Source organism: Melittangium boletus DSM 14713, from assembly GCF_002305855.1.
Taxonomy (GTDB): domain Bacteria; phylum Myxococcota; class Myxococcia; order Myxococcales; family Myxococcaceae; genus Cystobacter; species Cystobacter boletus.
Window position 1 is genome coordinate 8,999,529 of sequence record NZ_CP022163.1, and the last position, 26,492, is coordinate 9,026,020.

Sequence of the window (26,492 nt, forward strand, 5' to 3'; positions counted from 1 at the left end):
GGGCAGGGCGATAGAAAACCTCAAGCAGGACGCGCTGTTACCCGCTATCGCCTTGATTTTCCTCGGGTTCGTCATCTCATCCCGTCCCATGCCGTTCCCCCGTGTGCCGCTTCGAACCCCGCTGGAGGGGCACATTGGGGGCACATGCCACAGCCCGCTGCACACCACTTACTGCCGGAGCGGTGCTGGCGGAGTGCCCCGGCGTGTCGGCTCGATACGAGTTCCCCGGTGCGCTCAGGTGGGCTCGGAAGAGGATGGCGGAACTTCCTTCGGCACCGCACCTCGGGCGCTGGAGGGTTCGGAAACAGCGTCCTTCGGCTCGTTCGCCATCCGCCTCCCTTGGCTCTTCGTCTTCCGCACCTTGGGCTCCTTCACCTTCCGGCCATCCATGCCCAGCGTCCGTCGTTCCTCGCGCGCCTCCGGCTCCAGGCCCCAGCCAGAGGGACGGGCGAGGACCAGTGGCATCCCCCGAGCATTCCACGGGAACAGGACGATGTCCCCGTCAACATCGGCTAGTGACTCGGGGAGGGTAATCGCGTTGTGGGCACCCCAGATGAGTTCCGGGTCCTCTTCACCCCGAATGACACGCCGTACTTGTTCGAGGCGTCCCCCCAGCAGGGCGAGGATGGAGAACACGCACTCCGGGGCATCCCTCTCCGACGCTTCGTCCAGATAGCCCTGCCGTATCTGGTAGTCCGCGAGGATCTCCGCTCCCCTCATGGCGGCTCCAATGGTGGATAGCTCCAGGTCCAGACTGATCGCCCTCGGTTCCCGGCTCCTGCTCTCGGTTCCTTCGGTCATGTAGGCCGTCCTTTCGTGGGTAAGGGCCTACTTCCATGGTATCTCATGAGCTACGTAGTTCAAGAACTACATGGGTCATGTAGCTTATGAACTGTGTAGCTCATGAGCAGCACCGGGTATGCCCGACCCCGTGCCGACACCAGGGAAAACGACCAAAACGCCTAAGAAGCGCGGCCGGTCAGAAGTCTGGACCCGAGGCCCCACCGCCCATGCCATCAAGCGGGAGCTGCGGCGGCTCGGGCAACGGCTCCGTGAGCTTCGGCTAGAACGCGGGCTCACTCAGGAGCAGGCGGCCGAAGCCATCGGAGTTCACCCCAAGCACATGATCAAGATGGAGCAGGGAGCCGCCAACCTCACCGTTGCCACCCTGGTAGCCGCTTCCGTGGCCTACAAGGTGCCGCTACGCGAACTGTTCTCCGAGGAAGAGAAGGAAATCTGACTCAGCGAACTGATTCCGTAGAATATTCAGAGAGGGAATCCACATGGAAACATACAAGCAGTCCGTGAAGGAATATGCGCGTCGGACTCTTTGGGTGCATGCCGTCGATTCGCTCACCGTTCATCGACGTGAGACACGAGTGCTGCGCGAGAGCCTCATTCGGCGGATGTGGGATTACGCTTTTGAGGACTTCCTGCTCAAGTTCAAGGCTGTGAGCACAGTTGATGAGCGCATCTTGCAATCTTGGTGCGACTTTGCAGATGCAACTTATGGAGATCGGCGTCCACAGGATCTGCGGATCGCCTACTTGTGTGGTCCTGAGCCGGAAAATGACCTCACCATCCTTAAAGAACTGGGTGTTCTTACGGAAAACGTCTGGGCTTTCGAGGCGAAGACGGAGATCTACCGGAGCGCACTGGAAAGGGCCAAGAAGGCATTCCCCTCGCTGAAAATTTTTCCCGGCAGTATTGATGACTTCCTCGAACTCAACTCCACCCCATTTGATATTATATATCTAGACTTCACAGCGCCACTATTCAGCCGCGCGGCGAAGCCCTATGCTTCGCTGCATGCGGTCTTCGACCGACAGGCGCTCTCGGAGTTGTCCGCTCTAATAGTCACAACTTCCGAGCCAGACCCGAGTGATGAGGCAATCGATTTTCTCACCAGCTACCATTATTCGCAAGCTTGGGTTGAACAAGGACTCTTCAAAGAACCTCTTCCCGAAGAAACGACAGCGGAATTCGGGTCGGGACCGATTCTGCATCCGCTAGATCGGGACGAATTTCGTTGGAAGGTGCGCGATAATTTCCCAGAGGCATACTCTGCATTTGTGACACAATATCCAAATGTCTACGCGAGCCTCGTCCAGCCAGGGATGAGGGTTATTCTGAACAAGAGCGCTCGTAAGCACCTGTTCGCTGGGGACACGGCATTCGCCGAGCAGGAGAAGCAACTCCGCGACTTGTCGTGGATGTTGTCCAACTCCTCCGAAACTGATGAAGAGACAGACGCAGCAGTAGCAACGGGATTTGGCGGAGACTTCCACATGGCGCGGGAGCACTACTCACTCTGGCATTTTTTAGAGGAAGCGCAGAGTCAGGACACAGAACTCACCCGAGCATGGATGGGCGAGTATTTACAGCCGAACCCGCGCATCAACCGACTGATGGGGGCCAAATTGGCTTACCAACTTCGGGCAGCAGCCGACGGATACCCTGCTGTTCTTTCCAAGCAATTACTCCAGTCTATCCGGGCCATTGTCGCCACCCTTCCCGAAAAAGATGGCAAGCAGTACTTCTGCAATACTCCTCTTCCGCACCTGTGGCTGGAACTGGCCCTCAATCAACTGGGATTCCCCCACCATCAGAACGTCGAACGTCACCTTCGTTTTCGTTACCAAGCAAAAACTCGACCCATGATTGTTGATTCCTTTATCTTCGATCGGTGCCGGGCGCTTTATGATTGGCTACCACTTGTGGAGCTACAAGGAGAGGATTTTATGCATCTGGAGCGGCAAATGCTTGCGCGCAGTTGCCTGAACGCGATCGCCTTGCAGGGTTACTATATTAATCCTCGTCAATATTGGGCTGCCTTGCTTTGCTGTCTAGGTGAGCGGCGCTGGTCTCGGACCGCCAGCCTGATGCGCAGGCGAGACATAGCATCTGAAGAGCTTTGACTATGGTTTTGGACACTCTGGCCTCGAATGTGCTCCACCGGCCCGAGCTTCGCGCTGCGCCGCTGGTGGATCTCCGGAAAGCGCCTATCGAGGAGGTCGCGAAGTGACCAGCAGTGATAACGCCGAGAGATGTAGAGGCATGAAGACGGAGTGGCAGCAATTTGCCGATACAACTTGACTTGAGTGAGCGGGCGAGCGCTGCCACGACCCCCCACGACCCCCCACGACCACCAAATCCCCGCCCCGCTCCGGGCCTGCTCTAGCCGTTCGGAGTCGTGCGGTCCCCCGCCCCCCCGGGCCCATCTCGATGCACGCGCAAGTCCCTTGATCGGGCCATCCCCATGACCGCGCGCCGTGCTGGGCTGGAGACGCCAGCGGGGCACACTGAGGGCACATGAGGAACAGGGGACAAAGGAAAAGCCCAGCAACTCCTTGAGATTGCTGGGCCTTCCAGGTTGTCCCCGACGGGATTCGAACCCGCCGCCGCATCCCCTCCCCGGCCTCAACGCCCCTTGTAGACGGGCTTGCGCTTCTCGGCGAAGGCCTTGAGTCCTTCCAGCCGGTCCTCCGTGGTGAGCACCTTCTCGTAGTGCCTCAGCTCCAGCGCCAGCGCCTCGTCCAACTCCAGGGACACGCCCTCGTCGATCGCGTGCTTGGCCGTCGCCACCGCCACGGGCGCGTTCTCCACGATGCTCTCCGCCAGCGAGTACGCCGTGTCCAACAGGTGCCCCTCGGGCGCCAGCCGGTTCACCACTCCCAGGCTGAACGCCTCCGCCGCGTTGAGCCGCCGGCCCGTGAGGATCAGGTCCTTCGCCCTCCCCGGTCCTATCAGCCGCGTCAGCCGCTGCGTCCCGCCTCCACCCGGAATGATGCCCAGCCGCACCTCCGTCAGTCCCAGCTCCGCCGCGGGCGCCGCCACGCGCAGGTCACACGTCAGCGCCAGCTCCGTGCCCCCTCCCAACGCCGCCCCGTTGAGCGCCGCGATGAACACACAGTCGCTCTTCTCCAGCGCCCGCAGGGTGTGACGCAGCCCGTCGAGGAACGCCCTCACCTCGGGCTCGCTCATCGTTCCGCGCTCCTTGAGGTCCGCCCCCGCGCAGAACGCCTTGTCCCCCGCTCCGGTGATGATCACCGCCCGCGTCTCGTGCCCCCGCGACACCCGGGCCACCATCCCCTCGAACTCCGCCAACATCGCCCGGCTGATCGCGTTGCGCCGCCCCTCGCCGTCGATGGTCCAGATCTCGATGGGCCCGCGTGCGTCGACCTTGAACTCCGCCATGTACCCCTCCCTGTCGTCCGGCCCTCCTGACGGGCCGCCACTCGAACCGCCAGCCTGCGGCCGCTCCCGGGGGACTGACAAGCTGGAAACGGTTACTCTTGGGGCGATGCGGACCCCACTGAAACGCTTCCTCGTCTCGTGGACCCCCTGGCTGCTCGGGGGCCTGGGGCTCATGCTGCTCCTCCCCCTCGTGGCCGAGGCCCGGGGAGGCGGCGGTGAACACTACACCTCGTCCCGGGACCGGGACTCCGGCGGGGGGGGCGGCGGCTCCATCCCCTTCGAGCTCATCTTCTGGGTGGTGCGGTTCACCTTCCGCTACCCCCACATCATGCTGCCCCTCATCGGCGTGTGCTGGGCCCTCTGGTACTTCTACCAGAAGAACCTCCACCCCACGGGCGCCACCCAGCGCGCCCTCCAGCAGCGCGAGGCCGAGCACCGCACCACCTTCTCCGAGCGGGACGTGCGCGGCTGGGTCAACGCCCTGAGCCTCAAGGATCCCCAGTTCCAGCTCGAGCCCCTGCTCGACAAGACGCGTCAGCTCTTCCTGGCGCTCCAGGACGCCTGGTTCAAGCGGGACATGTCGCCCGTGCGCCCCTTCCTCTCGGACGCCACCTACCAGCGCTTCGAGGTGCAGTTGCAGCTCATGCGCGCGCAGGGCGTGCGCGATGCCATCACCGACATCCAGGTGCTGGACGTGGGGCTCATCGGGTTGGATCAGAGCGAGTGGTTCGACACCGTGCACCTGCGTGTCCGGGCCCGGATGAGGGACACGGACGTGCCCGCCTCCGCGTCGGAAGCCGAGGCCATCCAGGCCGCCAAGGGCGCCCGGATGGAGGTCTTCACCGAGGTCTGGTCCTTCGTGCGCAAGCCCGGCGTGGGCACGCGCATCGGCGAGGACTTGTTCCAGGGCAAGTGCCCCCACTGCGGCGCGCCCTTCAACGGCGGCGCCAGCAACCAGTGCGGCTACTGCGAGGCCATCGTCAACTCGGGCAACTACGACTGGACGCTCTCGGAAATCACCCAGGGCGTCGAGTACGTGCGCCACTACGCCCAGGTGGACAACCTGCGCGAGGCGCGCGAGGAGGACCCCGCCCTCAACCTGGAGATGCTCGAGGACCGCGCCTCGCTCCTGTTCTGGAAGTGGGTGGATGCCCAGAGCCGCACCACCACGCAGGGCCTGAGCAAGGTGGCCACCCCCGAGTTCATCGGCCAGTTGGACGAGGAGCAGGCCCAGCTGCGCCAGCGGCGCCTGCGCCAGGTGTTCCTCGAGTGCGCCGTGGGCGGCGTCACCGTGCGCGGCTTCGAGCTGGCCCCGGGTGGCTTCGACCAGGCCCACGTCGAGGTGCGCTGGAGCGCGCGCATGGGCCAGGGGCCCGTGAACGAGAAGCCCCCCTCCCTGCCCACCGTCCCCCAGCGCTGGGTCTTCACGCTGCTGCGCAAGCACGGCGCGCGCACCAACACCGCCAACGGCATGTCCACCGACCGCTGCGCCCAGTGCAACGCGCCCCTGACGAACTCGGCCGCCACCACGTGTGACTTCTGTGGCACGCAGCTGGGCACCGGCGAGCGCGATTGGGTGCTCGCCTCGGCGGATTCCTTCGAGTCGTGGAACGCCCAGGCCCAGCGCCGCTTCGACGCCGCGCCTCCCCGTCCGCGGCGCCAGGAGTCCTTCGCGGCCGCTCCGGCCGCCCCGGCCGTCTCCCACCAGGAGGAGAAGCCCGGGGATGACATCATCTCGGATCCCCAGGAGCGCCAGCGCCTGCTGTACATGATGGCCGCGCTCGCCACCGCCGACGGGCACGTGGATCGTGCCGAGCGCAAGCTGCTGGAGGACTGCGCGCGCCGCTGGAGCGTGCCCTGGAGTCAGGTGGAGATGGCCATCAACACCGGCCCCAGTCTCTTCACCCGGCTCGTGCAGCGCGGCACCCCCGAGGCCGAGGTCTTCCTCACCACGCTCGTGGAGATGGCGCTCGTGGACGGACGCATCGACCGCAAGGAGCGGCGCATGCTGGAGTTCGCCGCCTCCCACCTGGGCCTCCAGGACAAGCTCGGGCAACTGCTCCGCGATCAGTAAGCCGCCCTGGCTCCACCCCCCGGGCTCAAGCGAGCCCGGGCGTGTCCGCTCCGAGAATCACGCCCTCGATCCAGTCCTCGTACCAGGTCAGGAAGTCCGGGGCGGCGTGCACCTGGGGCGTCTGCCACACCTCGCACAGCTGACACAGCCGTCCGCGCAACGGGCCGTTGAGGATGAGCACGATCTCCTCGCCACACCCCACCTGGACCAGGGACAGGGTTCCCTGCGAGGGCGACCACTTGTCCTGGTTGAAGCGCTCCTCCCAGTCCGCCCCGCCGATGCGCTCCAGCCAGCGCGTGTCCTCCGGCCCCCCAGGGGGCAGGTCCTCGCGCAGGGAGCACGGCGCCCGCATCCAACCGCCATAGCCCGCGCGTGCCTCGGCGCTCTTGCGCAAGAGGCCCCAGGGACTGTCCAGGCCGTAGAAGGGCCCCGCGCCCTGCTCTCCCAGCTCCGTCAGGAAGATCCGGTACGCCTCGGGCAGCTCCACCTGGAACGCCGCTTCCCACTGGCGCACCGCCTCGAGCGTCACCGGCGGAGCCAGCTCGAAGCGATGCTTGCGCGCGCCGAAGTACCGCGCCCGAGGAGCGCCGCCTCGTGCCTCGAACACCCGCCAACGCTCACGCGCCATCCCCAGCCGGGTGCGAATGCGCTGGATGCGGGTTCGGGAGGCGTCCATGGATCCACCGGGATTGTTGCCCGAGGGCGCCCGGCGTTGCCATCCCCCCCCATCCCGCGGTGAACCCACCTCACGCTCCGAGCAGCCGCAACCGGGCCTCGGGGACCACGTGGAAGCCCGGGAAAACGGACGCGAGGGTGCGCACGCCCAGGTGGCCCTCCAGCGCCTCGGACAGCACCCCGCGGTAGTCGGTGAGCGAGGGCACGTCCCGCTCCTCCAGCAGGTGCTCCGGCGCGAGCCCCTTCCAGGGCCCCACCACGCGCCCGCCCCTCACCCCGCCGCCCAGCACCAGCATCGCCCCTCCCGTGCCATGGTCCGTCCCCTGGTTGCCGTTCTCCTTCACCGTGCGGCCGAACTCGCTCATCACCACCACCAGCACGTCCTCGAACCGGGGCCCCAGGTCCTGGACGAAGGCACCCAGGGCCTCGCCCAGCTCCCTCGTCCGCGCGGCGAAGGGGCCATTCACGCTCCCCTGGCCCACGTGCGTGTCCCAGCCCCCCATGTCCGCCGTGGCCACCCGCAGGCCCACGTCCGCGCGGATGAGCCGGGCGATGTCCTGGAGGCTCCTGCCCACCGGCACGCGCGGATACTCCGCTCCGTTCGCCGGCGCCATCGCCGCGAGCCGGTGATCCGCCACGAGCGAGAGCGCATCGCTCGCCTCGGCGCCCGTGGTGCGCAGGGCCTCGTCCACCGCTCCGGCGTAGAGCGCCGCGAAGGACGCCCCCCGCCCCGTGTCTCGCCACCGGAAGTCCGCCAGCGAGCCCAGGGCCAGTGCCGCCTCCGGGCCGGACAACGCGCGGGGCAAGGTGGATTGCAGCGCCACCGCGCGGAAGGTGTCGGGCCGCTCGGGGGGAAGCCCGGCCAGGGCGCGGTTGAGGTAGCCATCCCGGAGGGAGCGCATGCCCGGCACGCCCGTCTCGATGAAGTCCTGGGCGTCGAAGTGGCTGCGCACCGGCAGGGGCAAGCCCACCGCGTGCACCACCGCGAGCGAGCCCCCGCTCCACAGCGGCATCAGGGGCGCGAGTCCCGGGTGCAGCCCGAACGTGTCATCCAGGCGCAACGCCGCGCCCTCGCCCGAGGCCGGCAGCGCCAGCGTGGGCCGGGCCCGGTGGTAGTCCGCGTCCCCCACCGGAGGCACGAGCGACAGCCCATCCACCCCACCCCGCAGGAACAGGGTGACGAGCACCCGCCGCCGCCCTCCGGGCACCTGTTCGGCGGCGCGAGCGAGAAACGAGGGCACCAGGGTCAGGCCCGAGGCCTGGAGGAGCGATCGGCGGGAGACACGCGTCGTCATGGAGCATTCACCTCATTGCTTCTGGAATTCGGGAGAGCCGAGCAGCAGGCCCACGGCGCGGCGCACGTCCCCGGGCCCGAGCGCCGTCAGGAGCGTGGCGCGCGTCTCGGCGGACAGGGGCTCGAAGAGGATGCGGGGCGCGAGCACGTCCAGGAGCGCCGCCGCGTCCGGCGCGGGAGGCTCGGGCCAGAGCGTCTGGAGCTCCACCGGGGTGCCCTTCACCCGCCCCGCGGCGAGCGCCAGCGCGAAGTTGATGCGCTGCACCAGGGCTCCCGTGTTCACCCAGGGCTCGGCGTGCTCGGGAAAGCCCGTGGGCGAGGGGGCGCGGTAGAGGGGCTGCCCCATGCGCTCCACCGCCCGGGCGAGCGCGGGCCCTCCGTCCGTCGTCACGCCCAGCGCGCGCAGGCTCGAGGCCACCAGCTCCAGGGGCGTCTTCGTGCCCGCGCCCAGGGAATCGTCGGACCAGAACTCGGGGGACGTGAAGAGCGCCCTGTAGACGGCGCGCAGGTCCCCGTCCGTGCGTTGGAATTCCCCCGCCAGCCGCTCCACCAGGGACGCGGGCGGCGTGTCCGAGACGAACTTGCGCGCCAGCTTCGTGGCGATGAAGCGAGCCGTGGCGGGATGGCGCGCGAGCAGGTCCAGCACCCGCTCCCCGTCCTCTTGTCCCCCGCCCGCGGGCAGCTCCTGGCCGAGCACTCGCTTAGTGTCCCCATCGTGCATCGCGGGCCGGAAGAGGAAGGCGGGGGCGTGCCGGGGCTTGTCGATCGTCCAGCCCGTGAAGGCGCGCGCCACCTCGCGCACGTCCTCCTGCGTGTACCCGCCCTCCACCCCGAGCGTATGCAGCTCCAGCAGTTCCCGGGCGTAGTTCTCGTTGAGCCCACCGGGGGGCCGCTCGTCCTGACGGCTCTTCTTGCCGCGCGGCACGAAGCCCTCGCGCGCGCTGCGCCAGTTGTCCAGGTAGAAGAGCATCGCCGGGTGGTGCGCGGTGGCGCCCAAGAGCTCCCGGAAGCGCCCGAAGACATGGGGCCTCAGCGCGTCGCGCTCGTAGGACGACACCATCCAGCGCACCGGCCCCTTCGCCGCCGACACGTTGAAGTGGTTGAACCAGAAGTCCACCAGCACCTCCTGCAACTGGCGCTCGCTCGCCACCGCGCGCAGGAGCTTCTGGGCCCGCAGCTCCTCGTCCACGCGTCTGGGCAGGGCGTCCGGACCCAGCATCTCGGTGAGCTGTTCCCGGTCCTCCTGGGACTCCAACCGCAAGCCCAGCTCGCGCGCCTGGTCCTTGAGCGGCGGATGGCGCGCCACCAGGGACTCCATGCTCAGGGACACCGTGGGCAGGGCCTCCAGCTCACGCGTCAGCGCCTCATCGGCGATGCGCTCGGGCCACAGTTGCCGCTCCATCCAGGCCTCCGGGCCCAGATGACGCACCGCGTCCCAGTCCCGAGGAGAGGGGCCGAAGGCGAGCCGCCGCAGCACGTGGAGGGCCCGCGTCTCGGGGCTCCACGCCGTGGCGGGCAGCACGAGGCGCGGCTCGTCCGGCACTTTCCGGGACGAGGTCGCGCACCCCGGAGCGGCCAGGAGGCCCAGGAGGCAGAGCAGAAGGCGACGGGGCGCGGAAGTCATCCCCCTCCCCTACACCCCAGCTCCTCCCAGGTTAATTTCCCGGGCTCACCCCGACACCTGCCCCACGTGCAGGCGCGTGTCGTAGAGGTAGCCCGGCCGGAAGCGCACGTAGTCCGCGACGCGATCGGTGAAACGTTCGGTGGAAGGAAGGCTCGTCATGGCCGCCTCATGCCGCGCTCGAGTTGATGTACCGGGTGATGCGCACCTGGAGTGCCCGGGGGGACAGGAGCATGAACCACGTGCCCAGCCGGTTGCGAAGCCCGGGCACCACCACGGCCCGGCCCCGCTTGACGGCCCGGAAGCCCGCCTCGGCCACCTGGCGCGGATCTCCCCGGCCGAACGGTCCCTCGAAGAGCCGGGGCTTGGGCCCATCCGCCGCCCGCGAGGCGAACTCCGTCTCCGTGTAGCCCGGGCACAGGGCCGTCACGTGCACGCCCTTGCCTCGCAGCTCCTCGTGGAGCGCGCTGGACAGGGACAGCACATACGCCTTGGTGGCGTAATAGACGGCCATGAGGGGGCCGGGCTGGAAGGCGGCCATCGACGCCACGTGGAGCACGTACCCGCGCCGCCTCACCACCATCGCCGGCAGGAGGGCGTGGGTGAGCGCGGTGAGGGCCCGGACGTTGAGATCGATCATCCCCAACTGCGGCCCGGCTGGCAGCGCGTCGAAGGCACCCGCCAGGCCAAAGCCGGCGCTGTTCACCAGGAACTCGACGTCGAGCCCGCGCTCCGACACTTCCCGCACCAGGGAGTCCACGCCGCCAGGCAGGGCGAGGTCCGCGCCCACCACCACGCAGGGCGTGCCATGTGCCTGGAGCAGCCGATCCGCCAGCTCCCGCAGGGCGTCGGTGCGCCGCGCCACCAGCACCAGCGCATAGCCCTCGCGCGCGAGAATCATCGCCAGCTCCCGGCCTATCCCACTGGAGGCCCCCGTCACCACCGCGTATGCCCGTTTCATGGGCCGCCACCCTTCCCCGAGCCCGGAGAGCCGTCAATGGCCTCGCACGTCGGATGAGATAGAACGGCCTCCCATGCAGACCGCGTCGACCCCCTGTCCGAACCACCCCACCTCTCCCGCCACCTTCACCTGCGCCCGCTGTGGCTCGTTCGCGTGTGAAGCCTGCCGGAGCCCCCAGGCGAGCACGTGGTGCGCCTCCTGCGCGGCGCGCTACGCCTCGCCGGGCCTGCCCGTGAGCGAGGTGCTGGGCGATACCTTCGGCTTCCTCATGCGCCACCCCGGGCCCATCGCGTTGCTCGCCGGCTACCACATCCTCTTCGGCCTGGCCCAGCTTCCCTTCAACATGGCCATGCAGGAGGCGATCAAGAGCGGCAATCTCTTCCCGTTCATGACCGATCGGCTGCCCTCGTGGATCGTCCTCATCGTCGGGGGGAGTGTCTTCTCGTCCATCGCGTACGCGCTCTTCATCCGCTTCGCCGGAGACGCGCTGGAGGGCCCGCCACGTCCGACGGGCGAGCTGGTGAACGCGGGGCTCCGCCGCGCGCTGCCCGTCCTGGGGACGAACCTGTTGCTCGGCATCGCCCTGGGCGTGGGCTTCATCCTGTGCCTGGCACCGGGCGTCTTCCTGTCCGTGACCCTGGCCCTGGCGCTCCCCGCCACGGTGCTCCACCCCTCCGGCCCCATCGATGCCCTGTCCTTCTCGTGGACGCGCACCCGGGGCCACCGCGGCAACCTGTTCCTCCTCCTGGTCATCCTCGGAGCGATCTTCATGGGGGTGGGCATCGTGAACGCCGGGGTGAACCTCGTGGTGACGCCCATGGGCCTGGGCGGCATGGCGGTGGGCAGCGTCATCACCCAGGCCCTCTCTGGCACGTGTGTCGCCCTGATGCTGGCGATGCTCGTCTGCTGCTACCTGCGGTTGACTGGCCGCTGGCTGCCCGTGGGCACGTCCCGGTAGGCGGCGACCCGCTCCACCGCGTCGCGCACGGGCGCGGGGAGGCGCCGGTAGTCCGGACCGATGTCCTCGGCGAAGTCCACCCGGTAGCCACTTGTGCGCTCGCGCAGCTCCGGCATCCAGGCCGTGTGCAGGGTGAAGGGCAGCCGGAAGCCCTCCGCCCCCAGGCGCGCCACCGGCCCCGCCGAGAGCCGGTTCGCGCGGAACAGCCACACCTCGGTGTCGTGCTCGCTCCACACGAGCGCCTGGAGCCACCCCTCGCCCCCGTCCCCGGGAATCCACGTGGGCGAGGACGCGATCCGCCCCTCGCCCAGCGAGTACCCATCCGTCACCCACATGCCCTCCAGGTCCACGCGCGCGAGCGCCGAGGGCTTGCGCTCGCGAGGCAGCCGCTCCACCGGGACGACGCGGTGCGGGTGTCCGCCATAGAGCCGCACCATGCGCTGGGTGAGGGCCCCGGGCTCGAAGCCCGAGTAGGCGAGCCAAGCGGCGCGCTGACGCGGGAGCGCGGAGGGCCGTTGATCCCTCGTGAACAAACCCAGGCCCCACAGCTCGGGGCTGAGCACCTGGGAGTGGGATTCCACCTCGCCGCCGTCCACGTGGATCACGTACCGGCCGAAGGGGTTGAGGTCCGCCTGCGTGAAGAGGCCGTACAGCTCCGGGTCCACGGGCTGGCCGGTGAAGTGGTTGAGATCCCCGGGCGCCACCACGGTGGGCAGCTCGATGGAGTTGGCGTGCGCGAGCCAGAGGGTGAGCCGTTCTCCATCGTCGTCGTAGTCCGCGAAGATGTGGGCGCCCTCCAGGGGGACGCGAATCACACGCGCCTCCACGTCCCGAGCCCCGTCCACGAGATCGCGTTTGCGCACGATGGCGATGTCCGTGTACGGGTTTTGAGGGAGCGTGCGAGGCAGGCCCCAGCGCTCGCCGGGCTCACGGGGGTAGACAGCGGAGTCGGTCCACGCGAGGAACGAGCGCGTGGCGAGCACTTCATGGATGTACTGGGAGAACGGCGCGCCGCTCACATGCCAGCGCCGCACGGCCCCCTCCCCGTCCCAGCGGCATACCCAGGTGTCGAGCTCCTCGCGGGACAGCGAGGTGCCATGCAGCGGCATGCTCGTGGTGTTGGTGGTGTACAGGCGCGTCTCGAAGGGATCGAAGAAGGGATGCGCCGGGGTCATGACGAGCGGCTGGACGACGCCGGGCGCGGTGACCTTCCACTCGCGCAGGGCTCCCACGGAGGTGACGTAGGCGAGCGCGCGGGGATCGATCTCCACGGGCCGGCCCGCGTCGAAGGTGGCGAGCAGACGTCCGTCCTGGATGGGAATCAGGGCCGTGTTGGCGGCATTGGGCACGGGTCCGAAGAGCAGCGGGAAGCGGGGATCCTCGAAGAGCTGGGACGGAAGCTGGGAGAGGACTTGAAGGCCCTCGGTCATCACGAGCCCCGTGTGCCAGGTGAGGTGCCCGTCGACGGGCGTCAGGTCCAACCGGTGCACGGCGCCGGGCCCGAAGAAGAAGGGCTGGCCCGACAGGGGCGTGGGACCGATGACGAAGGTGTGGCCGGACAGACCCGCGGGCCAGCGCCCCTCGCGCACCTCGAGCCGCAGAGGGCCCGGCGGCAGACCGGGGGAGCGCATCATCGCACCGGGTACGGACATGACCTTCTCCTCGGAGGGTTCAACCCATCATGTCCACGCCCCCTCTCGCATGAAGCACCGGGCCGCCCGCCCGTCTCCCGCTCATCCGGCGGAGTTCAATGTCCGCACATAGAACCCTACAGGACCTGTGCTCTCTATTGACCTGAGGAGTTGAATGTGTTTGGTTGTGTGGCACCCAGGGAGGGGCCACGTGGCGGATGAAAAGCGCGGCAAGGGAGATGAAACGGGGCCGTTCGAACTCGGCCGGAGCTATGACGAGGTGGGTCCCGACCTCGGCCGCCTCCATGACGCGTGGCACGTGAACACGGGCAGGCCCGCCCTGCGGCTGTATCCCAGCGACCTCGTGGAATGGCGGCCCTCTGGGCGTTGGGAGGCGCTGTTCGTCTGTGAGCCCGCTCCCGAGGACTCCTCCCCCGCTCCCATCACCCTCCTGGTGAACGGCGCACCCGTGTCAGTGCCCACGCCGGAGCTGGCGGATGTGCTCGTGATGATGTCCGCCGCGTTCACCCGCGTGGAGGACAACCCCCAGCTCCGCGCCCACCTGGCTTCGGGGCTGAACGCGTGGCCACCGCGACCCCTGAGCCCGCGACAGGCGCGAGGGCACGTCGTCGCGGGCCTCGCCCTAGCACTGGGCGGCTGTCTGCTGACGCGCCCCCACTCGCCCCCTGTCCACGGGGACTCGTCCGAGAACCCCGCCCCACGGGAGGCACAGTCGCTGGTGTACCTGGGAAGCTCGGACACCCAGGCCATGCTCGGGTATCCGTTGCCCGAGAAGCCCTTCCGCAATCAGGCGGTGCCTCCCTGTCCACGCAGGAAGGTCATCGTGGAGATCAACGGCGGGTGCTGGGTGGAAATCGCGCAGAAGCCTCCTTGCGAGGAGGATCAGGCCGAATACCAGGGCAAGTGCTACCTACCCGGAGCGAAGCAACCCCCAGTGCCTCGCTCCGTCGATCCCTGACGCGTCCGCGCTGATTGGGTCACGGTTTGCGGCCCCAAGCCTGGAAGAAAAGGTGCGAAACCACCAGCGTATTGGAGTCGTCGAGATGGCGCCGCAGGTCTTGCATGAGCGCGCTCAGCTCTCCCTCCTTGACGAAACCTTCCCTGATGACCATGTCGCGGATGTTCTGGATGAAGTCGAGGAAGATGCTCCGGCGGTGATGTCCATGCGGGTAGACGTGGATCACTGGATTCACTTGAAGCTCCACGATCCCGGCGTCACGCAGCATCCGGTGGGTTCTCCTCCCGACGAACAGGTCGACGCCCTTTGCACGAGAGTATGCCTGGAAAATCTCGAACAGACGGTCCCAGGCGGGGCAAGGTGGGTCGCACATATGCGAGAGGTAGTCCGCCTCATGGCTCGCAATGACACCTCCTGGACGCAGCAACGAGACCATCTCTTCGACGACTTGTTCCGGCTCGGGGATGTTAACGAGCACCAACCGGGAGAACACCACGTCGAACGACTCTCTCGGCAGGTGGGTGGCCTTCGCGTCCCCTTGCACGACCTCGACATTGGCGAGCTGTCGCCCCGCCACGAACTCGCGGGTCGACGCGACGAATTCCTTGCTCTTATCCAGCCCGACCACGGTCCCGCGCGGCCCCACACGCTCGGAAAGCAAATCGAGCACCCCACCCTGCGGCCCGCAGCCGATATCGATCGCCCTCGCGCCAGGGCGAATCTGGAGTTGATCAAGCAACCACCGGGCCTCACCCGCGAGTTCCTGGACCTGCTTGCGGAGACGCTCTTCCTCCGTCTGGCCGCGCCCCAAAAGATAGACGTCGGATTCTATCATTCCGCCAAGACCAATCGTCCCAGAGCCGCCATGATCGCGGAGATCACCGTAGCCGCTCGACGGTGACCGACGAGGTCACGAATCGAGCGGGCCGAGCAACCAGTAGCCGGGTGAGTCGGGCGATTCATCGAAGTAAAAACCGCGAATGCTCTCGACCAGCTCACTGCCGGTGATGAAGCCATCGTTGTCCTTGTCGATGCGGTGGAACCCCTCTCGAGCAACGTGCTCGGGCACGTGCATCAACGAGCCCATCCAACGGATCTCCTCGGAGACGGTGAGCTTCCCGTCGCGATCCTGATCCGCGATATCCATGACCGCGTTGATGTAGGGGACGTAGCCATCATTGAACGATTCGGCGGTCTCGAGCAGGCCCGCCGCGAACGCAGCTTTGTACTCGGCCAAGCTGATACGTCCGTCTGTATCGAGATCGGCGACCTTCCGCAGGTGCTCCCACAAACCCAAGCTGATCTCGACGAGCTTTTGCCGGGCGGGAGATTCGGGCCCGTGGCCGAACTCTTCGGCCATGCGCACGGCCGAGATCTCGAAATCACGGCGCTCCAGGAAGCCATTTTGATCGTTGTCGTGGGCGCGAAAGCGCCGAGCGAGCCTGCGCTCGAGAAAATCGGACAATTTAAACATACCACAATCCGTACCATGGCGGTGAATAAGGTGTCAACGGACAGAAATGCTCGACGCGCCTCGTCTGTGCCAACTGTTTTTGGCGCACCGGACTCGTTGGTGGACGAGCTCAAATCCTACAAGGCTGACGAAGATATCGAGCAGATTATCTCTGCGACTCCAGCGTCAAGTGCTTCACTGCGGCTCGGGCACCACCACCCTCTCCGTTTGTCGTGTTGCGAAGAAGCCAGCCCGTCCGTATGAGCACCCGACGTTGACCCTGGGAGCCCCCGAATGAACTCCGTGAAGATCGACATTTTCTCCGACGTCGTCTGCCCGTGGTGCCTCATCGGCACCGAGCGGCTCGTGAAGGTCCTGGACGCGATGGGCCTGCGCGAGACGGCTCGCGTGCGGTACCACGCGTTCATGCTGCGGCCCGACGCCCCCGAGGCCGGCACCAACCTGCGCGAGGAGCTGCGGGCGAAGTACGGCGCGGATCCCCAGGCCATGTTCGCCCGGGTCGAGGCCGCCGCCCGCGAGAGCGGCATCGCGCTCGATCTGTCCCGTCAGACCATGAGCTACCCCACCCCGCGCGCCCACACGCTGCTGCGCCACGCCTTCGCCAAGGGCACTCAGGAGGCCCTGGCCCGGGCGCTCTTCCAGGCGCACTTCCACGACGCCCAGAACATCTCCGATCCGGACGTGTTGCGGCGGCTCGCGGGCGCGCACGGCTTCACCGACGAGGAGACGCTGCGGCTGATCCAGGATCCGGCGGAGTTGGAGATCACCCGGAGCGACGCGGAGGAGGCCCGGCAACAGGGCATCCAGGGCGTGCCGTTCTTCATCTTCAATGACCGCCTCGCCCTGTCGGGCGCCCAGCCCGAGGGCGTGTTCCGCGAGGCCCTGCAGCAAGCGCTCCAGGGATAAGGAGCAATCGCCGCCCCTCGGAGGGCATGCGGCCGGCCTTGCCCACGCGGACCGGTGCTCATCCGGTGGCTACCTTCGCTCGCACCACCGGACGATGCCCCGCGCACGTCCGGACACGAGGGGGCGCACGGATGAACGAGCTGGGTCGCAAGGCGGCGGAACTCAAGCAGCGAGGCGATCAGCTCGGGGAGAAGGCCCTGCGCCATCCGTGGATGGTGCGGCTCGCCCGCCTGGGCTACCTGGCCAAGGGCGTGGTGTACGCCGTGGTGGGGGTGCTGGCGCTCCAGGTCGCCTTCGGTCAAGGCGGAGAGATGACGGACACGCGGGGCGCACTGGCCTCGCTGGCGGGCGAGACGTGGGGCGCGGTGCTGTTGACGGTGCTCGCCGTGGGGTTGACGGGCTACGTGCTCTGGCGCGGCGTGCAGGCGTGGATGGATCCCGACGGCAAGGGCACGAGTGCCAAGGGGCTGGTCATCCGCGCGGGGTACCTGGTGAGCGCGGGCATTCACGCCTCACTCGCGGTGGCGGCCCTCCGGCTGGCGCTGGGCGCGGGCGGCGTGGGGAAGCACGGCGACCAGAGCGCCCAGTCCTGGACGGCCCGGCTGTTGTCGGAGCCCTTCGGTCAGGCGCTCGTGGCGGTCGTGGGTCTCGTCATCGCCGGCATCGGTGCGTGGCAGATCCACAAGGCCTGGACGGAGAAGTTCCGCGACAAGCTGCGGCTCCAGGAGTTGGACGCCCGGCACGCGGCGTGGGCGATGCACGTGTGCAAGGGCGGCATCATCGCCCGGGGCGCCGTCTTCGTGATGATGGGCGGGTTCTTCCTCCTGGCGGCGCTGCACTCCAACCCGAGGGAGGCACGGGGCTTGGACGGAGCCCTGGCGGCGCTCGCGGAGCAGCCCTTCGGCACGCTGCTGCTGGCGCTCGCGGCGGCGGGACTCGTGGCCTACGCGGTCTACATGGCCGTCGTGTCCCGCTACCGGAGGTTCCTCGGGGCGTGAGCACGTCCCTAAGCCCGGAGCGCGCACCGACATTCGGCCGTGAGATCGATCTTCTCTTCTTGAGGTTGATCGAGGCCGATGCGCCCTACGAGGACTACAAACGCGAACTCCTCAAGTTGGAGAAGAGGTGGTCTCGGAAAGCGAAGACCCCCGTCCAGCTCCTCGCGGTGCGGCAAATCATCGCGAAGACCCTCCTCACCCAAGCCTTCGGTTTCAGCATGCCGTGGAAGGAGTTTGGTCGGTGGCTTCGCCGTCTCCAGCGGTTCGGCTTCCGCGATCTGGGGATGCGCGTTCACGTCGCCTGTCTCTACGTGCAGTCCCTTCACCTCTTTCCGCGTCAAGCCCGTGAGGCGTGGGAGATGTTGGATGACGCGGAGCGAAGAGCACTTCGGCTTCGCGGCGATCGTCCCCTGAGGCAGGAGCATCTGGAGTCGATCGCGCACGCGAAGAAGGTGGCCCAAGTACCGAGCCCTCTTCCTCGGTGAAAACACCAACATAGCCGTCGTGTCCCGCGACCAGAGGTTCCTCGGGGCGAGAGCGCTACACGTCCTTGAACTTCACCCCGCTGGTTCCGATGCGCTCCAGGGCCTTCTTGATCTCCTCCGAGACGAGGAGGACCACCATCCAACCCCAGGGCCGGAACACCTTGGCGTCACCCATCTTCGAGGGCTCGACACGCAGGCCATGCACGGCCCGGTACTTGCCGGTTTTCTCCGGGCGCCCATCCTCTGGCTTCCAGTACCGCACCTCCGCGGATGCCTCGTCGTCGATGCACTTCACGACACGGGTGACGTTGAGGATGAAGTACCCCTCGGGGTGACCTTCAACAGCCACGGGGATGAGCTGCACATCGTTGGGCGCGAGTTCGGCCAGAAGCATGGCCACCTTCGCATGAACGACGGGAGTGACCCCGACTCCCGCCAGGGAGAAATCCAGCGGCCTGCCCTGCCGGTCGATGGGGATCTTGAGACGCCCTTCAACGGAAACAGGAACTCCTTTCCGGAACATCCAGGGGTTGTCCACCTCCTGGCCTGATGGCCCGACAGGGTCGCCCAACTCCCAGCGCTCGGGGATGGATACATCATCGAACAGGTCGAAGTACCGCACCGGCATGGAAGGCACCTGGCGTCATGGAGTTCGAGTGACCAGCTTGTTGAGGCGAGAACCCTCAGCGGCGATGTCCTGCGCCAGCTGCTTGAGTTCCGCAGTGAGCGCCTCACGACACTGCCTCATGCCGCTACAGTCTTCCACCGCATCGTTCAACCGTCGGTAGACCTCCTGATGGTACTCCTCGGGATGGGGACCCTTGTGTCCCTTGACGCGCACCTTGTTGGCGGTGTCGTCCAGTGACATACCTGCCCGGTCGAAGAGCCTCTTGAATCTGGGAGTCCATGGACCGCCGCTGTGAGTGGCTTCGGTCCACTTGTCGGTGGCGATGTGGTGCTCAGGCCCATCCGCATCCACTGGACTGGAAACCGCGCCGCGCACGATCTGGGCCGTCGAGGCGACCGCATTAGGAGCGAGGGCAATGGTGACCGCGTCAGCGGTCACGGTCACGGCTTCCACCTGCGCTACTTCCGTCAGGTGGATTCCCGCTTGTGCCCCCGCCACCACTGACGCCTGTGCCGAGCCTGGCAGTGTGGGCACCTTGGCCGAAAAACTGGAGGCCGTCTGGCCAATGGCCGCGGTGAGCAGCAGGGCGAACGCTCGCGCCGCGTTCTTCCCCATCACCTTGCCGTACCTCTCGCCGGCCACTCGGAGTTCCGAGAAGGACGTGGCGAGGTCCGCGACCTCCACCAGCCGCCTCCAGCCTTGGATGAGCGTCCAGAACGTGTCCACCCCGACGTAGCAGATGAAACTGGCCGTCACGACGCTCGCCAGCCCCTTGGAGAACACGGGTTCCGGAGCCATCCACATCGCGGCGTAGAGGGTCATTGTCCAAAGAATGGACGCCTTGATGACCTCGGGATCGGCCATGTCCTTGAATGCTTCCATCATCTCGGGGAGGACTGCGTCGAGAGCGAAGGACATGGCGAGGGCGTAGCGGCCATCCCCGGTGAGGACAGGGCTCTCCAGCAGCGCCCTGCGGCAATCTCCCGGCTTCCGAATGGCCGCGCAGAACCGCAGGTATTCCTGGGTCACGCGTATATCCACCCCGGCCCACTGCGAAGCCTGATGCGGCCCGTCCAGGGGAACGACACCTTGGCGCTGGGTGTACCCGTACCAGCCACTGCGCGGTGGAACGTTGAACAACTCCCGCGCGGCCCTCTCGGGATTGGAGGAGGGACTCGTCCGCCGGACCTCCTTTACGATGGCCTCCGAGAACTCATCCGCACCCAATTCCACCGGCTTGGTTTCGTCTGTACGGGGGATATGGATGATGGATTGGTCCTGGCCCAGGTCGACGCGCACGACGCGCGTGGCACCACACGCTGACAGCAAAGCCAACAGCAGGAGCGCACCAGTCAACCGAGGTGCCATGAGACGCCCTCCAGATCCATGAGGGCGCCAGCCTACAGGATGGTCTCCCCTGAGACGATGACGCCCCAGGTCCCATCCACAGCTCAGTAGGACAGACCATGCTTGGCGGCCTTGGCCTTCACGCCGCGCATGACGTTGGCGTCGAACGCGTCTTCCTTCTCCGCCACGTTCTTCGCGCGCCAGGTGTCGCGCGCCGCCGCGAGCGAGGCCGCCTTCTCCTCCAGCGCCTTGCGCTCCTGGGCCAGCTGCTTCACCTTCGCCTCCCGCTCCTTCGCGTCCAGCGCGCGCAGCTCCGGCGGCAGCTCGTCGTCCTTCACGCTCGCGAGGGCCTCGGGCTTCGCCGTCAGGTCCACCGCTCCACCCACCACCACGGGCGCGCTGCTCACCGCCGCCGGGGCCGCCTTGCCCACCCCTCGCGTCGTCTTCAGGAACTGGATGCGCTCGGCCGCCGCCTCCGGCGCCAACTCCGCCACCTGCGCCGCCCGCGCGCGGTTCTCCTCTCGCGCCTCGCGCTTGCCCGCGTACACCACCTTGCTCGCCAGCTCCGCGTTCACCTTCGACAGCTCGTCATCGTAGGGCGTCGCCACCGCCACCATGCCTCCGGTCTGGGACAAGGACTCGTAGCGCCCGTCCGTCGTCTTCGCGGCGTACTTCCAATGCGTCTCCGTCTCCGCGTCTCCGCCACAGCGCACCGTGTTCACCACGATGTGCTTCTCCGCCGCCTTCTTCACCCAGTGCTTGAAGTTCCAGTTGTCCTGGCGCTCGGCCGGGGGCGCGTCCCCCACCAGGAAGAGCAGCTTCATCGTCTCGCGCTTCTCATCCCAGGACAGCTTGGACACCGCCTCGCCGAGCCCCTGCCCCACATGCTCCGGCGTGTCCCCGCCGCCGTCCGCGTCCAGCTTGCGCAATTGCGTGAACAGGCTGTCCAGGTCCTCCGTGAGCTCGAAGCGCTTGGTGACGTACGTGTCGCCCACGTCCCGGTAGGCCACCAGTCCCACGCGCACCCGGGGCGTGGGCTTGCCCTGGGCGATGCGCGACGCGATGGAGAAGATCTTCTGCTTGGCCCCCTCAAGCAGTCCGCTCATCGAGCCCGTGGTGTCCAGGACGAAGACCAGATCGATCCGGGGCCGCTCCTGCTGGGACACGGGCGCGGGCGGAGGCGAGGGCTCGGCCTTCGGGGGAGGCGGAGCCTGGGTGGGCGCCGGCGCGGCCTGGCGGGGCGACGCCGGAGGAGGCGGAGCTTCCGTCTCCGCGAAGGCGAGGGGCAGAGCGAACGCGGAAAGGGCGAGCGCGGCCCCGGCGAGGGGGCGCGAGAAGGTCTTCAAGGTCATGGGAGGAGTCCGAGGCGAGTGCCGCGCGGGAAGCCCCGCGCGAGGTTGGACGCTGTAACGCACGAGCCGCCCGCCGGGTTTAACGCCGGTTGACGGAAAAACACCCTGGGTTTATAGGTTGTTCAACCAACTTATGAAGACCTCGCTGACGACGCCCTGGAAGCTCGGCCTGCTCACGAGCCTCTACCTCTCGCAGGGGTTGCCCTTCGGCTTCTTCACCCAGGCGCTCCCGGTGCTGCTGCGCGAGCGGGGCCTGTCACTGCCCGCCATCGGCCTGACGCACCTGCTCGCCCTGCCCTGGGCGCTCAAGTTCCTCTGGGCGCCGTGGATGGATCGGTATGGCTCGGCGCGCTGGGGGCGGCGGCGCGGCTACATCCTCCCGTTGCAGCTGCTGTCGGCGGCGCTGCTCCTGGCGCTGGCCCTTCCCGAGGGCAGCGTGAGCATGGCGGCGCTGATGGGGGCGGTGCTGCTCGTCAACCTGCTGGCGGCCACGCAGGACGTGGCCACGGATGGGCTCGCGGTGGAGCTGCTCACGCCCCCGGAGCGCGGCTGGGGCAATGGCATCCAGGTGGCGGGCTACCGCGTGGGGATGATCCTCGGCGGCGGGTTGATGCTGCTGGTGTTCGCGCGCCTGGGCTGGCGCCCCACCCTGCTGAGCCTGGGCGCGCTGTTGCTCGTGGCCACGGTGCCGGTGGCGCTCTTCCGCGAGCCCGCCCCGGCCGAGCGCTCCCGCGACACCTCGAGCCCCTGGCGCTGGCTCGGCGAGTCCCTGCTGCACTGGCGCCACCGTCCCGGCGTGGGCGCGTGGTTCACCCTGCTCGTGCTCTTCAAGGCGGGCGAGAGCCTGGCCACGGGCATGGTGCGCACCTTCCTCGTCGACGTGGGCCTGGGCCTGGCGCAGGTGGGCTGGATGCTCGGGTTCCTGGGCTTCACCACGGGGCTGCTCGGGGCGGTCGCGGGCGGCGCGCTCGTGCACCGGCTGGGGCAGCGGCGCGCGCTGCTCGTCTTCGGCACCCTTCAGGCCGTGTCCGTGGGCCTCTATGCCCTGGCCGCGCGGGGGGCCTCCCCCCTCCCGGTGCTCGCGTTCGTCTGCGGCGTGGAGCACCTGGCGAGCGGCATGGCCACCGCCGCGCTCTTCACGGGGATGATGGACGTCTGCCGCCCGGAGCACGCCGCGTCCGACTACACGGTGCAGGCCTCGCTCGTGGTGCTGGCCACCGGGGGCGCGGCGGCGGTGAGCGGATGGAGCGCCCAGGCGCTCGGCTACGCGGGGCACTTCACGCTCGCGGCGGCGGTGTGCGCCCTGGCGGTGGTGTGGGTGGCGCTCACCGTTCGCGAAAAAGAATCGCGGTGGTAGTGACACTTCCCCGCGGCACCGGTGTTCCACCTGGCCGAACGAGGGAGGCGCGAGTCCGTTGGCCATCGACGTGGAGGCGTATTACCGCCGATATGGGCCCCAGGTGCTTCGGCGCTGCCGCTTCCTCTTGCGCGATGAGGAAAGGGCCGTGGATGCCATGCACGACGTATTCGTCCAATTGCTACGCCACCAGGGCGCGCTGGAGAACAGCGCCCCGTCGAGCCTGCTGCATCGGATCGCCACGCGGGTGTGCCTCAACCGGCTGAGGGGCGCGCGCCGCCGTCCCGAGGACGCCGAGGACGACCTGGTGCTGCGCATCGCCGCTTCCGAGGACGCCGAGGCCCGCACCCTGGCGCGCGGCGCCCTGGACTGGCTCTTCGGCCGGGTGCCCGCCTCCAGCCGGGACATCGCCGTGCTGCACCTGGTGGATGGAATGACCCTGGAGGAGACGGCCCGCGAGGTGGGCCTGTCCGTCTCCGGGGTGCGCAAGCGGCTGCGCGCCCTGTCGTCCGCGCTGCGCGAACTGGAGGCCGCATGAGCACCCCCCACCGCACCCCCGATTGGCTGTTGGAGCGCATCGCCCTGGGGGAGCTGCCTCCGGACGAGCTGGCCGAGGCCCGTGCTCGGCTGGCCCGGGAACCCGACGGAGACGCCCGGCTCGCCGCGCTCGAGGCGGAGAACCAGGCACTCCTGGCGCGCAGGCCCCCCGCCGCCGTGGCCCGGGAGGTGGAAGTCCGCGCCCGGCGCGCGTCTCCCGAGCGCCGCCTGCTGCCCGCCCTCGCCCTGGTGCCCGTGCTGGCCGGCCTCGCCCTGCTGATGGTGCCTCCCGATCCGGCGCCCGTGGGCATGTCCGGAGGAGACTCCGCCCTGACCGAGGTGACGCGCGCCAAGGGCCTCCGGCCCCGGCTCCTCGTGCACCGAGATGGGGCGTCCGGCCCGGAGGAACTGGCCGAGAAAACTCTCGCCCAGGCGGGAGACGTGGTGCAGCTGTCCTACGTGGCCGGGGACGCGGCCTACGGCGCCATCCTCTCCGTGGATGGGCGGGGCGTCGTCACCCTCCATGCCCCCGAGAGCGGTGCGAGTGCCCTTCCGCTCTCCTCCTCCGGCGCCCATGCGCTGCCCCACGCCTATGCGTTGGACGACGCGCCCGCCTTCGAACGCTTCTTCTTCATCACCTCGGACCAGCCCTTCGCCCTGGAGCCCGTGCTCGCCGCCGCGCGCGATCTCGCCGCGTCGGATGACGCCCACCTCGTGCCGCTCGCCCTCCCTCCAGGCCTCGGGCAGACGTCCTTCACCCTCGAAAAGAGTGCCCCATGATGACCCGAGTCCTGTTGCCGCTGTTGGCCGTCCTGGTGGCCGCCGAGGCCCCCGCGGCTCCCGCGCCCTCCCCCGTCGTCCGCCGCCTGGCGCTGCTCGTGGGCGTCAATGACGGAGGGCCCGAGCGCACGCGCCTGCGCTACGCCACGACGGATGCCCAATCCATCTCCAAGGTGCTGGGCGAGCTGGGCGGCGTCACTCCGGCGGATCGCGTCCTGCTCCTGGAAACCGGGCGGGAGGGGCTGATGGAGGGCTTCGCCCGGATGAAGGGCCTCGTCGAGTCCGCCCGGGCCTCGGGCGCGAGCCGCGTGGAAGTCCTCCTTTATTACTCGGGGCACTCGGACGACGAGGGCCTGCTGCTGCGCGGCGAGCGCGTGGACTACGGCGAGCTGCGCCGCGCGTTGGCGGACTTGCGAGCGGACGTGCGCATCGCGGTGCTGGACTCGTGCGCCTCGGGGGCCTTCGCGCGCCGCAAGGGTGGCACCCCCCGGCCCGCCTTCCTGGTGGACTCGGGCAGCCAGGTGTCGGGCCAGGCCATCCTCACCTCGTCCAGCGCGGACGAGGCCTCGCAGGAGTCGGATCGGCTGGGCGCCTCCTTCTTCACCCACCACCTCGTCTCGGGCCTGCGCGGCGCGGCGGACATGACGCGGGATGGGCGGGTGACGCTCAACGAGGCCTACCAGTTCGCCTTCCACGAGACGCTGGCGCGCACCGAGCGCACCCAGAAAGGCGCCCAGCACCCGGCCTACGACATCGAGATGGCGGGGACCGGGGAGCTGGTGATGACGGACCTGCGCGCCACGTCCGCCACGCTCGTCCTGGCGGACACCCTGGAGGGGCGCCTCTTCGTGCGCGACGCGGCGGGGACGCTGGTGGTGGAGCTGCTGAAGGTCTCCGGACGGCCCACGCAGCTGGGACTCGCGCCGGGGCGCTACCAGGTGCGGCGCGAGCTGGACGGGAGTCTGTCCGAGGCGGCCTTCACCCTCACCGAGGGCCAGGGCACGACCCTGTCGGCGGCGAACTTCGCCTCGGTGCCGGGCGAGGCCACGGTGTCGCGCGGAGGCCCGAAGGAGGCGCACGAGGTGGACACCTCCTCCCGTCGGCGCTTGTTGCTCAACCTGGGGCTCGTGCCGGGAGTGAGCACCAATGCGCTCCTGGCGGGAGATGAGCCGGTGGAGAACCGGCTGGCGCTCGGGGTGATGAACGACGGCACGGCCCTGAAGAAGGGCGTGGCCCTGGCCTTCATCTCCAACGTGTACGACGAGGAGCTGGAGGGGTTCTCGGGGGCATTGGCGCTGAACGTGGCGGGGCGTGACATGCGCGGCGTCCACTCGGCCCTGGCCCTCAACGTGGCGGCTGGATCGCTGACGGGCGCGCAACTGGCGGTGGGCGTGAACGTCACGGCCGGAAGCGTCCAGGGCGGCCAGTTCGCCGTGGGCGTGAACGTCGCGCGGGGAAAAGTCCGCGGCGTCCAGGGCACGGCGGGGTTGAACTGGGCGAGCGGTGCCTTCACGGGCCTCCAGGCGTCCTCGGGCATCAGCATCGCCCAGGGGGGCCTCGAGGGCGCGCAGGTGTCGCTGCTCAACGTGAGCGGAGACGTGACGGGCGCGCAGGTGGGACTCATCAACGTGGCCAGGCGGGTGAAGGGCACGCAGGTGGGGCTCATCAACGTGTCCGAGGACATCCAGGGCGTGCCCATCGGCCTGCTCTCCTTCGTCCAGAAGGGGCAGCTCCACCTGGAGGTCTGGTCGAGCGACATCCAGCTCCTCAACGCGGGCGTGAAGCTGGGCAGCAAGTACGTGTACACCACGCTGCAGGCGGGCGTGGGTCCCGACGATCGGCTGCAACGCTTCAGCCTGGGCCTGGGCTTCGGAGGCCACATCCCGCTGGGGTCGCGCTTCTGGCTGGACCTGGACGCGGTGGGCAGCAACGTGCACGGATTCGAGCGGCCCTTCAACGGAGGGAACCTGCTGGTGCAGGGCCGGGCGATGCTCGGCTTCCAGATCTTCTCCCACCTCGCGGTGTTCGTCGCGCCCACCTACAACGCCTTCTTCGCGTTCTCCCCCGGGCAACAGCGCGAGCTGACCACGTTCGGCTCCCGCGTGGCCCAGGTGGATTCCGACGTCTCGGTGCGCTACTGGCCCGGCGCGCAGGCCGGTCTGCGCTTCTGACGAGACGATGTATCCGGGGAATCCCGGGGCATTGACGCACTCGGACGCCACCGTCTAACGTGGCGCT

General features: G+C 68.2%; 24 protein-coding genes. 12 read left to right on the forward strand and 12 right to left on the reverse strand.

The window, feature by feature from the left end; genetic code table 11:
* Positions 1-234: 234 nt before the first annotated feature.
* Positions 235-801, reverse strand: coding sequence for a hypothetical protein (locus tag MEBOL_RS37285; protein ID WP_095981863.1), 567 nt, complete (start codon positions 799-801; stop codon positions 235-237).
* Positions 802-919: 118 nt separating this feature from the next.
* Here MEBOL_RS37285 and MEBOL_RS37290 point away from each other — a divergent pair, with 118 nt between their 5' ends.
* Positions 920-1,240: a helix-turn-helix domain-containing protein gene (locus tag MEBOL_RS37290; protein WP_095981864.1), complete on the forward strand. Its 321-nt coding sequence runs from the start codon at positions 920-922 to the stop codon at positions 1,238-1,240.
* A 43-nt stretch (positions 1,241-1,283) separates the two neighbouring features.
* Complete coding sequence (locus tag MEBOL_RS41660) at positions 1,284-2,918, forward strand: ferredoxin reductase domain-containing protein (RefSeq protein ID WP_157823902.1); 1,635 nt, start codon at positions 1,284-1,286, stop codon at positions 2,916-2,918.
* 502 nt (positions 2,919-3,420) lie between these two features.
* Here the strand turns inward: MEBOL_RS41660 and MEBOL_RS37295 are convergent.
* Positions 3,421-4,197 (reverse strand): enoyl-CoA hydratase-related protein, encoded by a 777-nt coding sequence (locus tag MEBOL_RS37295; RefSeq protein ID WP_095981865.1) that lies wholly within the window; start codon positions 4,195-4,197, stop codon positions 3,421-3,423.
* A gap of 106 nt (positions 4,198-4,303) precedes the next feature.
* Between MEBOL_RS37295 and MEBOL_RS37300 the strand changes: the two genes are divergently transcribed.
* A complete protein-coding gene (locus tag MEBOL_RS37300; RefSeq protein WP_095981866.1) occupies positions 4,304-6,271 on the forward strand; it encodes a TIM44-like domain-containing protein in 1,968 nt (655 codons plus the stop codon).
* A 25-nt stretch (positions 6,272-6,296) separates the two neighbouring features.
* Here the strand turns inward: MEBOL_RS37300 and MEBOL_RS37305 are convergent, their stop codons facing one another.
* The 4 genes from MEBOL_RS37305 to MEBOL_RS37320 all read right to left on the reverse strand — a co-directional run bounded on the left by MEBOL_RS37305 (position 6,297) and on the right by MEBOL_RS37320 (position 10,822).
* Positions 6,297-6,947, reverse strand: a complete 651-nt coding sequence (locus MEBOL_RS37305) for an SMI1/KNR4 family protein (RefSeq protein ID WP_095981867.1) — start codon at positions 6,945-6,947, stop codon at positions 6,297-6,299.
* A 70-nt stretch (positions 6,948-7,017) separates the two neighbouring features.
* A complete protein-coding gene (locus MEBOL_RS37310) occupies positions 7,018-8,241 on the reverse strand; it encodes a DUF1501 domain-containing protein (protein WP_095981868.1) in 1,224 nt (407 codons plus the stop codon).
* 12 nt (positions 8,242-8,253) lie between these two features.
* Positions 8,254-9,864 (reverse strand): DUF1800 domain-containing protein, encoded by a 1,611-nt coding sequence (locus MEBOL_RS37315; protein WP_095981869.1) that lies wholly within the window; start codon positions 9,862-9,864, stop codon positions 8,254-8,256.
* Positions 9,865-10,030: 166 nt separating this feature from the next.
* Positions 10,031-10,822 carry an SDR family NAD(P)-dependent oxidoreductase gene (locus MEBOL_RS37320; protein ID WP_095981870.1) on the reverse strand — a complete coding sequence of 264 codons (792 nt, stop codon included), beginning with the start codon at positions 10,820-10,822 and terminating at the stop codon, positions 10,031-10,033.
* A 73-nt stretch (positions 10,823-10,895) separates the two neighbouring features.
* On the opposite strand from MEBOL_RS37320, the gene MEBOL_RS37325 reads away from it, so the two are divergent.
* On the forward strand, positions 10,896-11,780 hold the full coding sequence (locus tag MEBOL_RS37325) for a B-box zinc finger protein (RefSeq protein WP_095981871.1): 885 nt from the start codon (positions 10,896-10,898) through the stop codon (positions 11,778-11,780).
* Here the strand turns inward: MEBOL_RS37325 and MEBOL_RS37330 are convergent.
* Positions 11,732-13,432: a carotenoid oxygenase family protein gene (locus MEBOL_RS37330; RefSeq protein ID WP_095981872.1), complete on the reverse strand. Its 1,701-nt coding sequence runs from the start codon at positions 13,430-13,432 to the stop codon at positions 11,732-11,734. The genes MEBOL_RS37325 and MEBOL_RS37330 overlap by 49 nt on opposite strands.
* A 190-nt stretch (positions 13,433-13,622) precedes the next feature.
* Here MEBOL_RS37330 and MEBOL_RS37335 point away from each other — a divergent pair, with 190 nt between their 5' ends.
* Positions 13,623-14,390, forward strand: coding sequence for a hypothetical protein (locus MEBOL_RS37335; protein WP_095981873.1), 768 nt, complete (start codon positions 13,623-13,625; stop codon positions 14,388-14,390).
* Between the two features lie 19 nt (positions 14,391-14,409).
* Here MEBOL_RS37335 and MEBOL_RS37340 read toward each other — a convergent pair whose 3' ends face one another.
* Together MEBOL_RS37340 and MEBOL_RS37345 are read right to left on the reverse strand one after the other, a co-directional pair.
* Positions 14,410-15,225 carry a methyltransferase domain-containing protein gene (locus tag MEBOL_RS37340; RefSeq protein WP_245919202.1) on the reverse strand — a complete coding sequence of 272 codons (816 nt, stop codon included), beginning with the start codon at positions 15,223-15,225 and terminating at the stop codon, positions 14,410-14,412.
* Positions 15,226-15,300: 75 nt separating this feature from the next.
* Complete coding sequence (locus MEBOL_RS37345) at positions 15,301-15,864, reverse strand: EF-hand domain-containing protein (protein ID WP_095981874.1); 564 nt, start codon at positions 15,862-15,864, stop codon at positions 15,301-15,303.
* Between the two features lie 273 nt (positions 15,865-16,137).
* On the opposite strand from MEBOL_RS37345, the gene MEBOL_RS37350 reads away from it, so the two are divergent.
* The 3 genes from MEBOL_RS37350 to MEBOL_RS37360 all read left to right on the forward strand — a co-directional run bounded on the left by MEBOL_RS37350 (position 16,138) and on the right by MEBOL_RS37360 (position 18,253).
* Complete coding sequence (locus tag MEBOL_RS37350; protein WP_095981875.1) at positions 16,138-16,770, forward strand: DsbA family oxidoreductase; 633 nt, start codon at positions 16,138-16,140, stop codon at positions 16,768-16,770.
* A 131-nt stretch (positions 16,771-16,901) separates the two neighbouring features.
* Positions 16,902-17,768 (forward strand): DUF1206 domain-containing protein, encoded by an 867-nt coding sequence (locus MEBOL_RS37355; protein WP_095981876.1) that lies wholly within the window; start codon positions 16,902-16,904, stop codon positions 17,766-17,768.
* Positions 17,765-18,253 carry a hypothetical protein gene (locus MEBOL_RS37360; RefSeq protein WP_245919204.1) on the forward strand — a complete coding sequence of 163 codons (489 nt, stop codon included), beginning with the start codon at positions 17,765-17,767 and terminating at the stop codon, positions 18,251-18,253. Before MEBOL_RS37355 ends, MEBOL_RS37360 begins: the two co-directional genes overlap by 4 nt.
* 55 nt (positions 18,254-18,308) lie before the next feature.
* Here the strand turns inward: MEBOL_RS37360 and MEBOL_RS37365 are convergent, their stop codons facing one another.
* From MEBOL_RS37365 to MEBOL_RS37375, 3 genes are all read right to left on the reverse strand, one after another.
* Positions 18,309-18,881: an imm11 family protein gene (locus tag MEBOL_RS37365; RefSeq protein ID WP_095981877.1), complete on the reverse strand. Its 573-nt coding sequence runs from the start codon at positions 18,879-18,881 to the stop codon at positions 18,309-18,311.
* Positions 18,882-18,896: 15 nt separating this feature from the next.
* Positions 18,897-20,249, reverse strand: a complete 1,353-nt coding sequence (locus tag MEBOL_RS37370) for an AHH domain-containing protein (RefSeq protein WP_095981878.1) — start codon at positions 20,247-20,249, stop codon at positions 18,897-18,899.
* Positions 20,250-20,332: 83 nt separating this feature from the next.
* The gene (locus MEBOL_RS37375) at positions 20,333-21,580 is read right to left on the reverse strand and encodes a vWA domain-containing protein (protein ID WP_095981879.1); all 1,248 of its coding nucleotides are present in this window, start codon (positions 21,578-21,580) and stop codon (positions 20,333-20,335) included.
* Between the two features lie 133 nt (positions 21,581-21,713).
* On the opposite strand from MEBOL_RS37375, the gene MEBOL_RS37380 reads away from it, so the two are divergent.
* From MEBOL_RS37380 to MEBOL_RS37395, 4 genes are read left to right on the forward strand one after another with little or no spacing between them, the layout of a single operon-like run.
* Entirely contained in the window at positions 21,714-22,937 is a 1,224-nt protein-coding gene (locus tag MEBOL_RS37380; RefSeq protein WP_245919206.1) for an MFS transporter, read from the forward strand.
* A gap of 58 nt (positions 22,938-22,995) precedes the next feature.
* Positions 22,996-23,475, forward strand: coding sequence for an RNA polymerase sigma factor (locus tag MEBOL_RS37385; RefSeq protein ID WP_095981880.1), 480 nt, complete (start codon positions 22,996-22,998; stop codon positions 23,473-23,475).
* Entirely contained in the window at positions 23,472-24,254 is a 783-nt protein-coding gene (locus MEBOL_RS37390) for an ActD-like protein (protein ID WP_095981881.1), read from the forward strand. The genes MEBOL_RS37385 and MEBOL_RS37390 overlap by 4 nt, the downstream gene beginning before the upstream one ends.
* The gene (locus MEBOL_RS37395; RefSeq protein WP_245919207.1) at positions 24,251-26,425 is read left to right on the forward strand and encodes a caspase family protein; all 2,175 of its coding nucleotides are present in this window, start codon (positions 24,251-24,253) and stop codon (positions 26,423-26,425) included. The genes MEBOL_RS37390 and MEBOL_RS37395 overlap by 4 nt, the downstream gene beginning before the upstream one ends.
* Positions 26,426-26,492 lie beyond the last annotated feature (67 nt).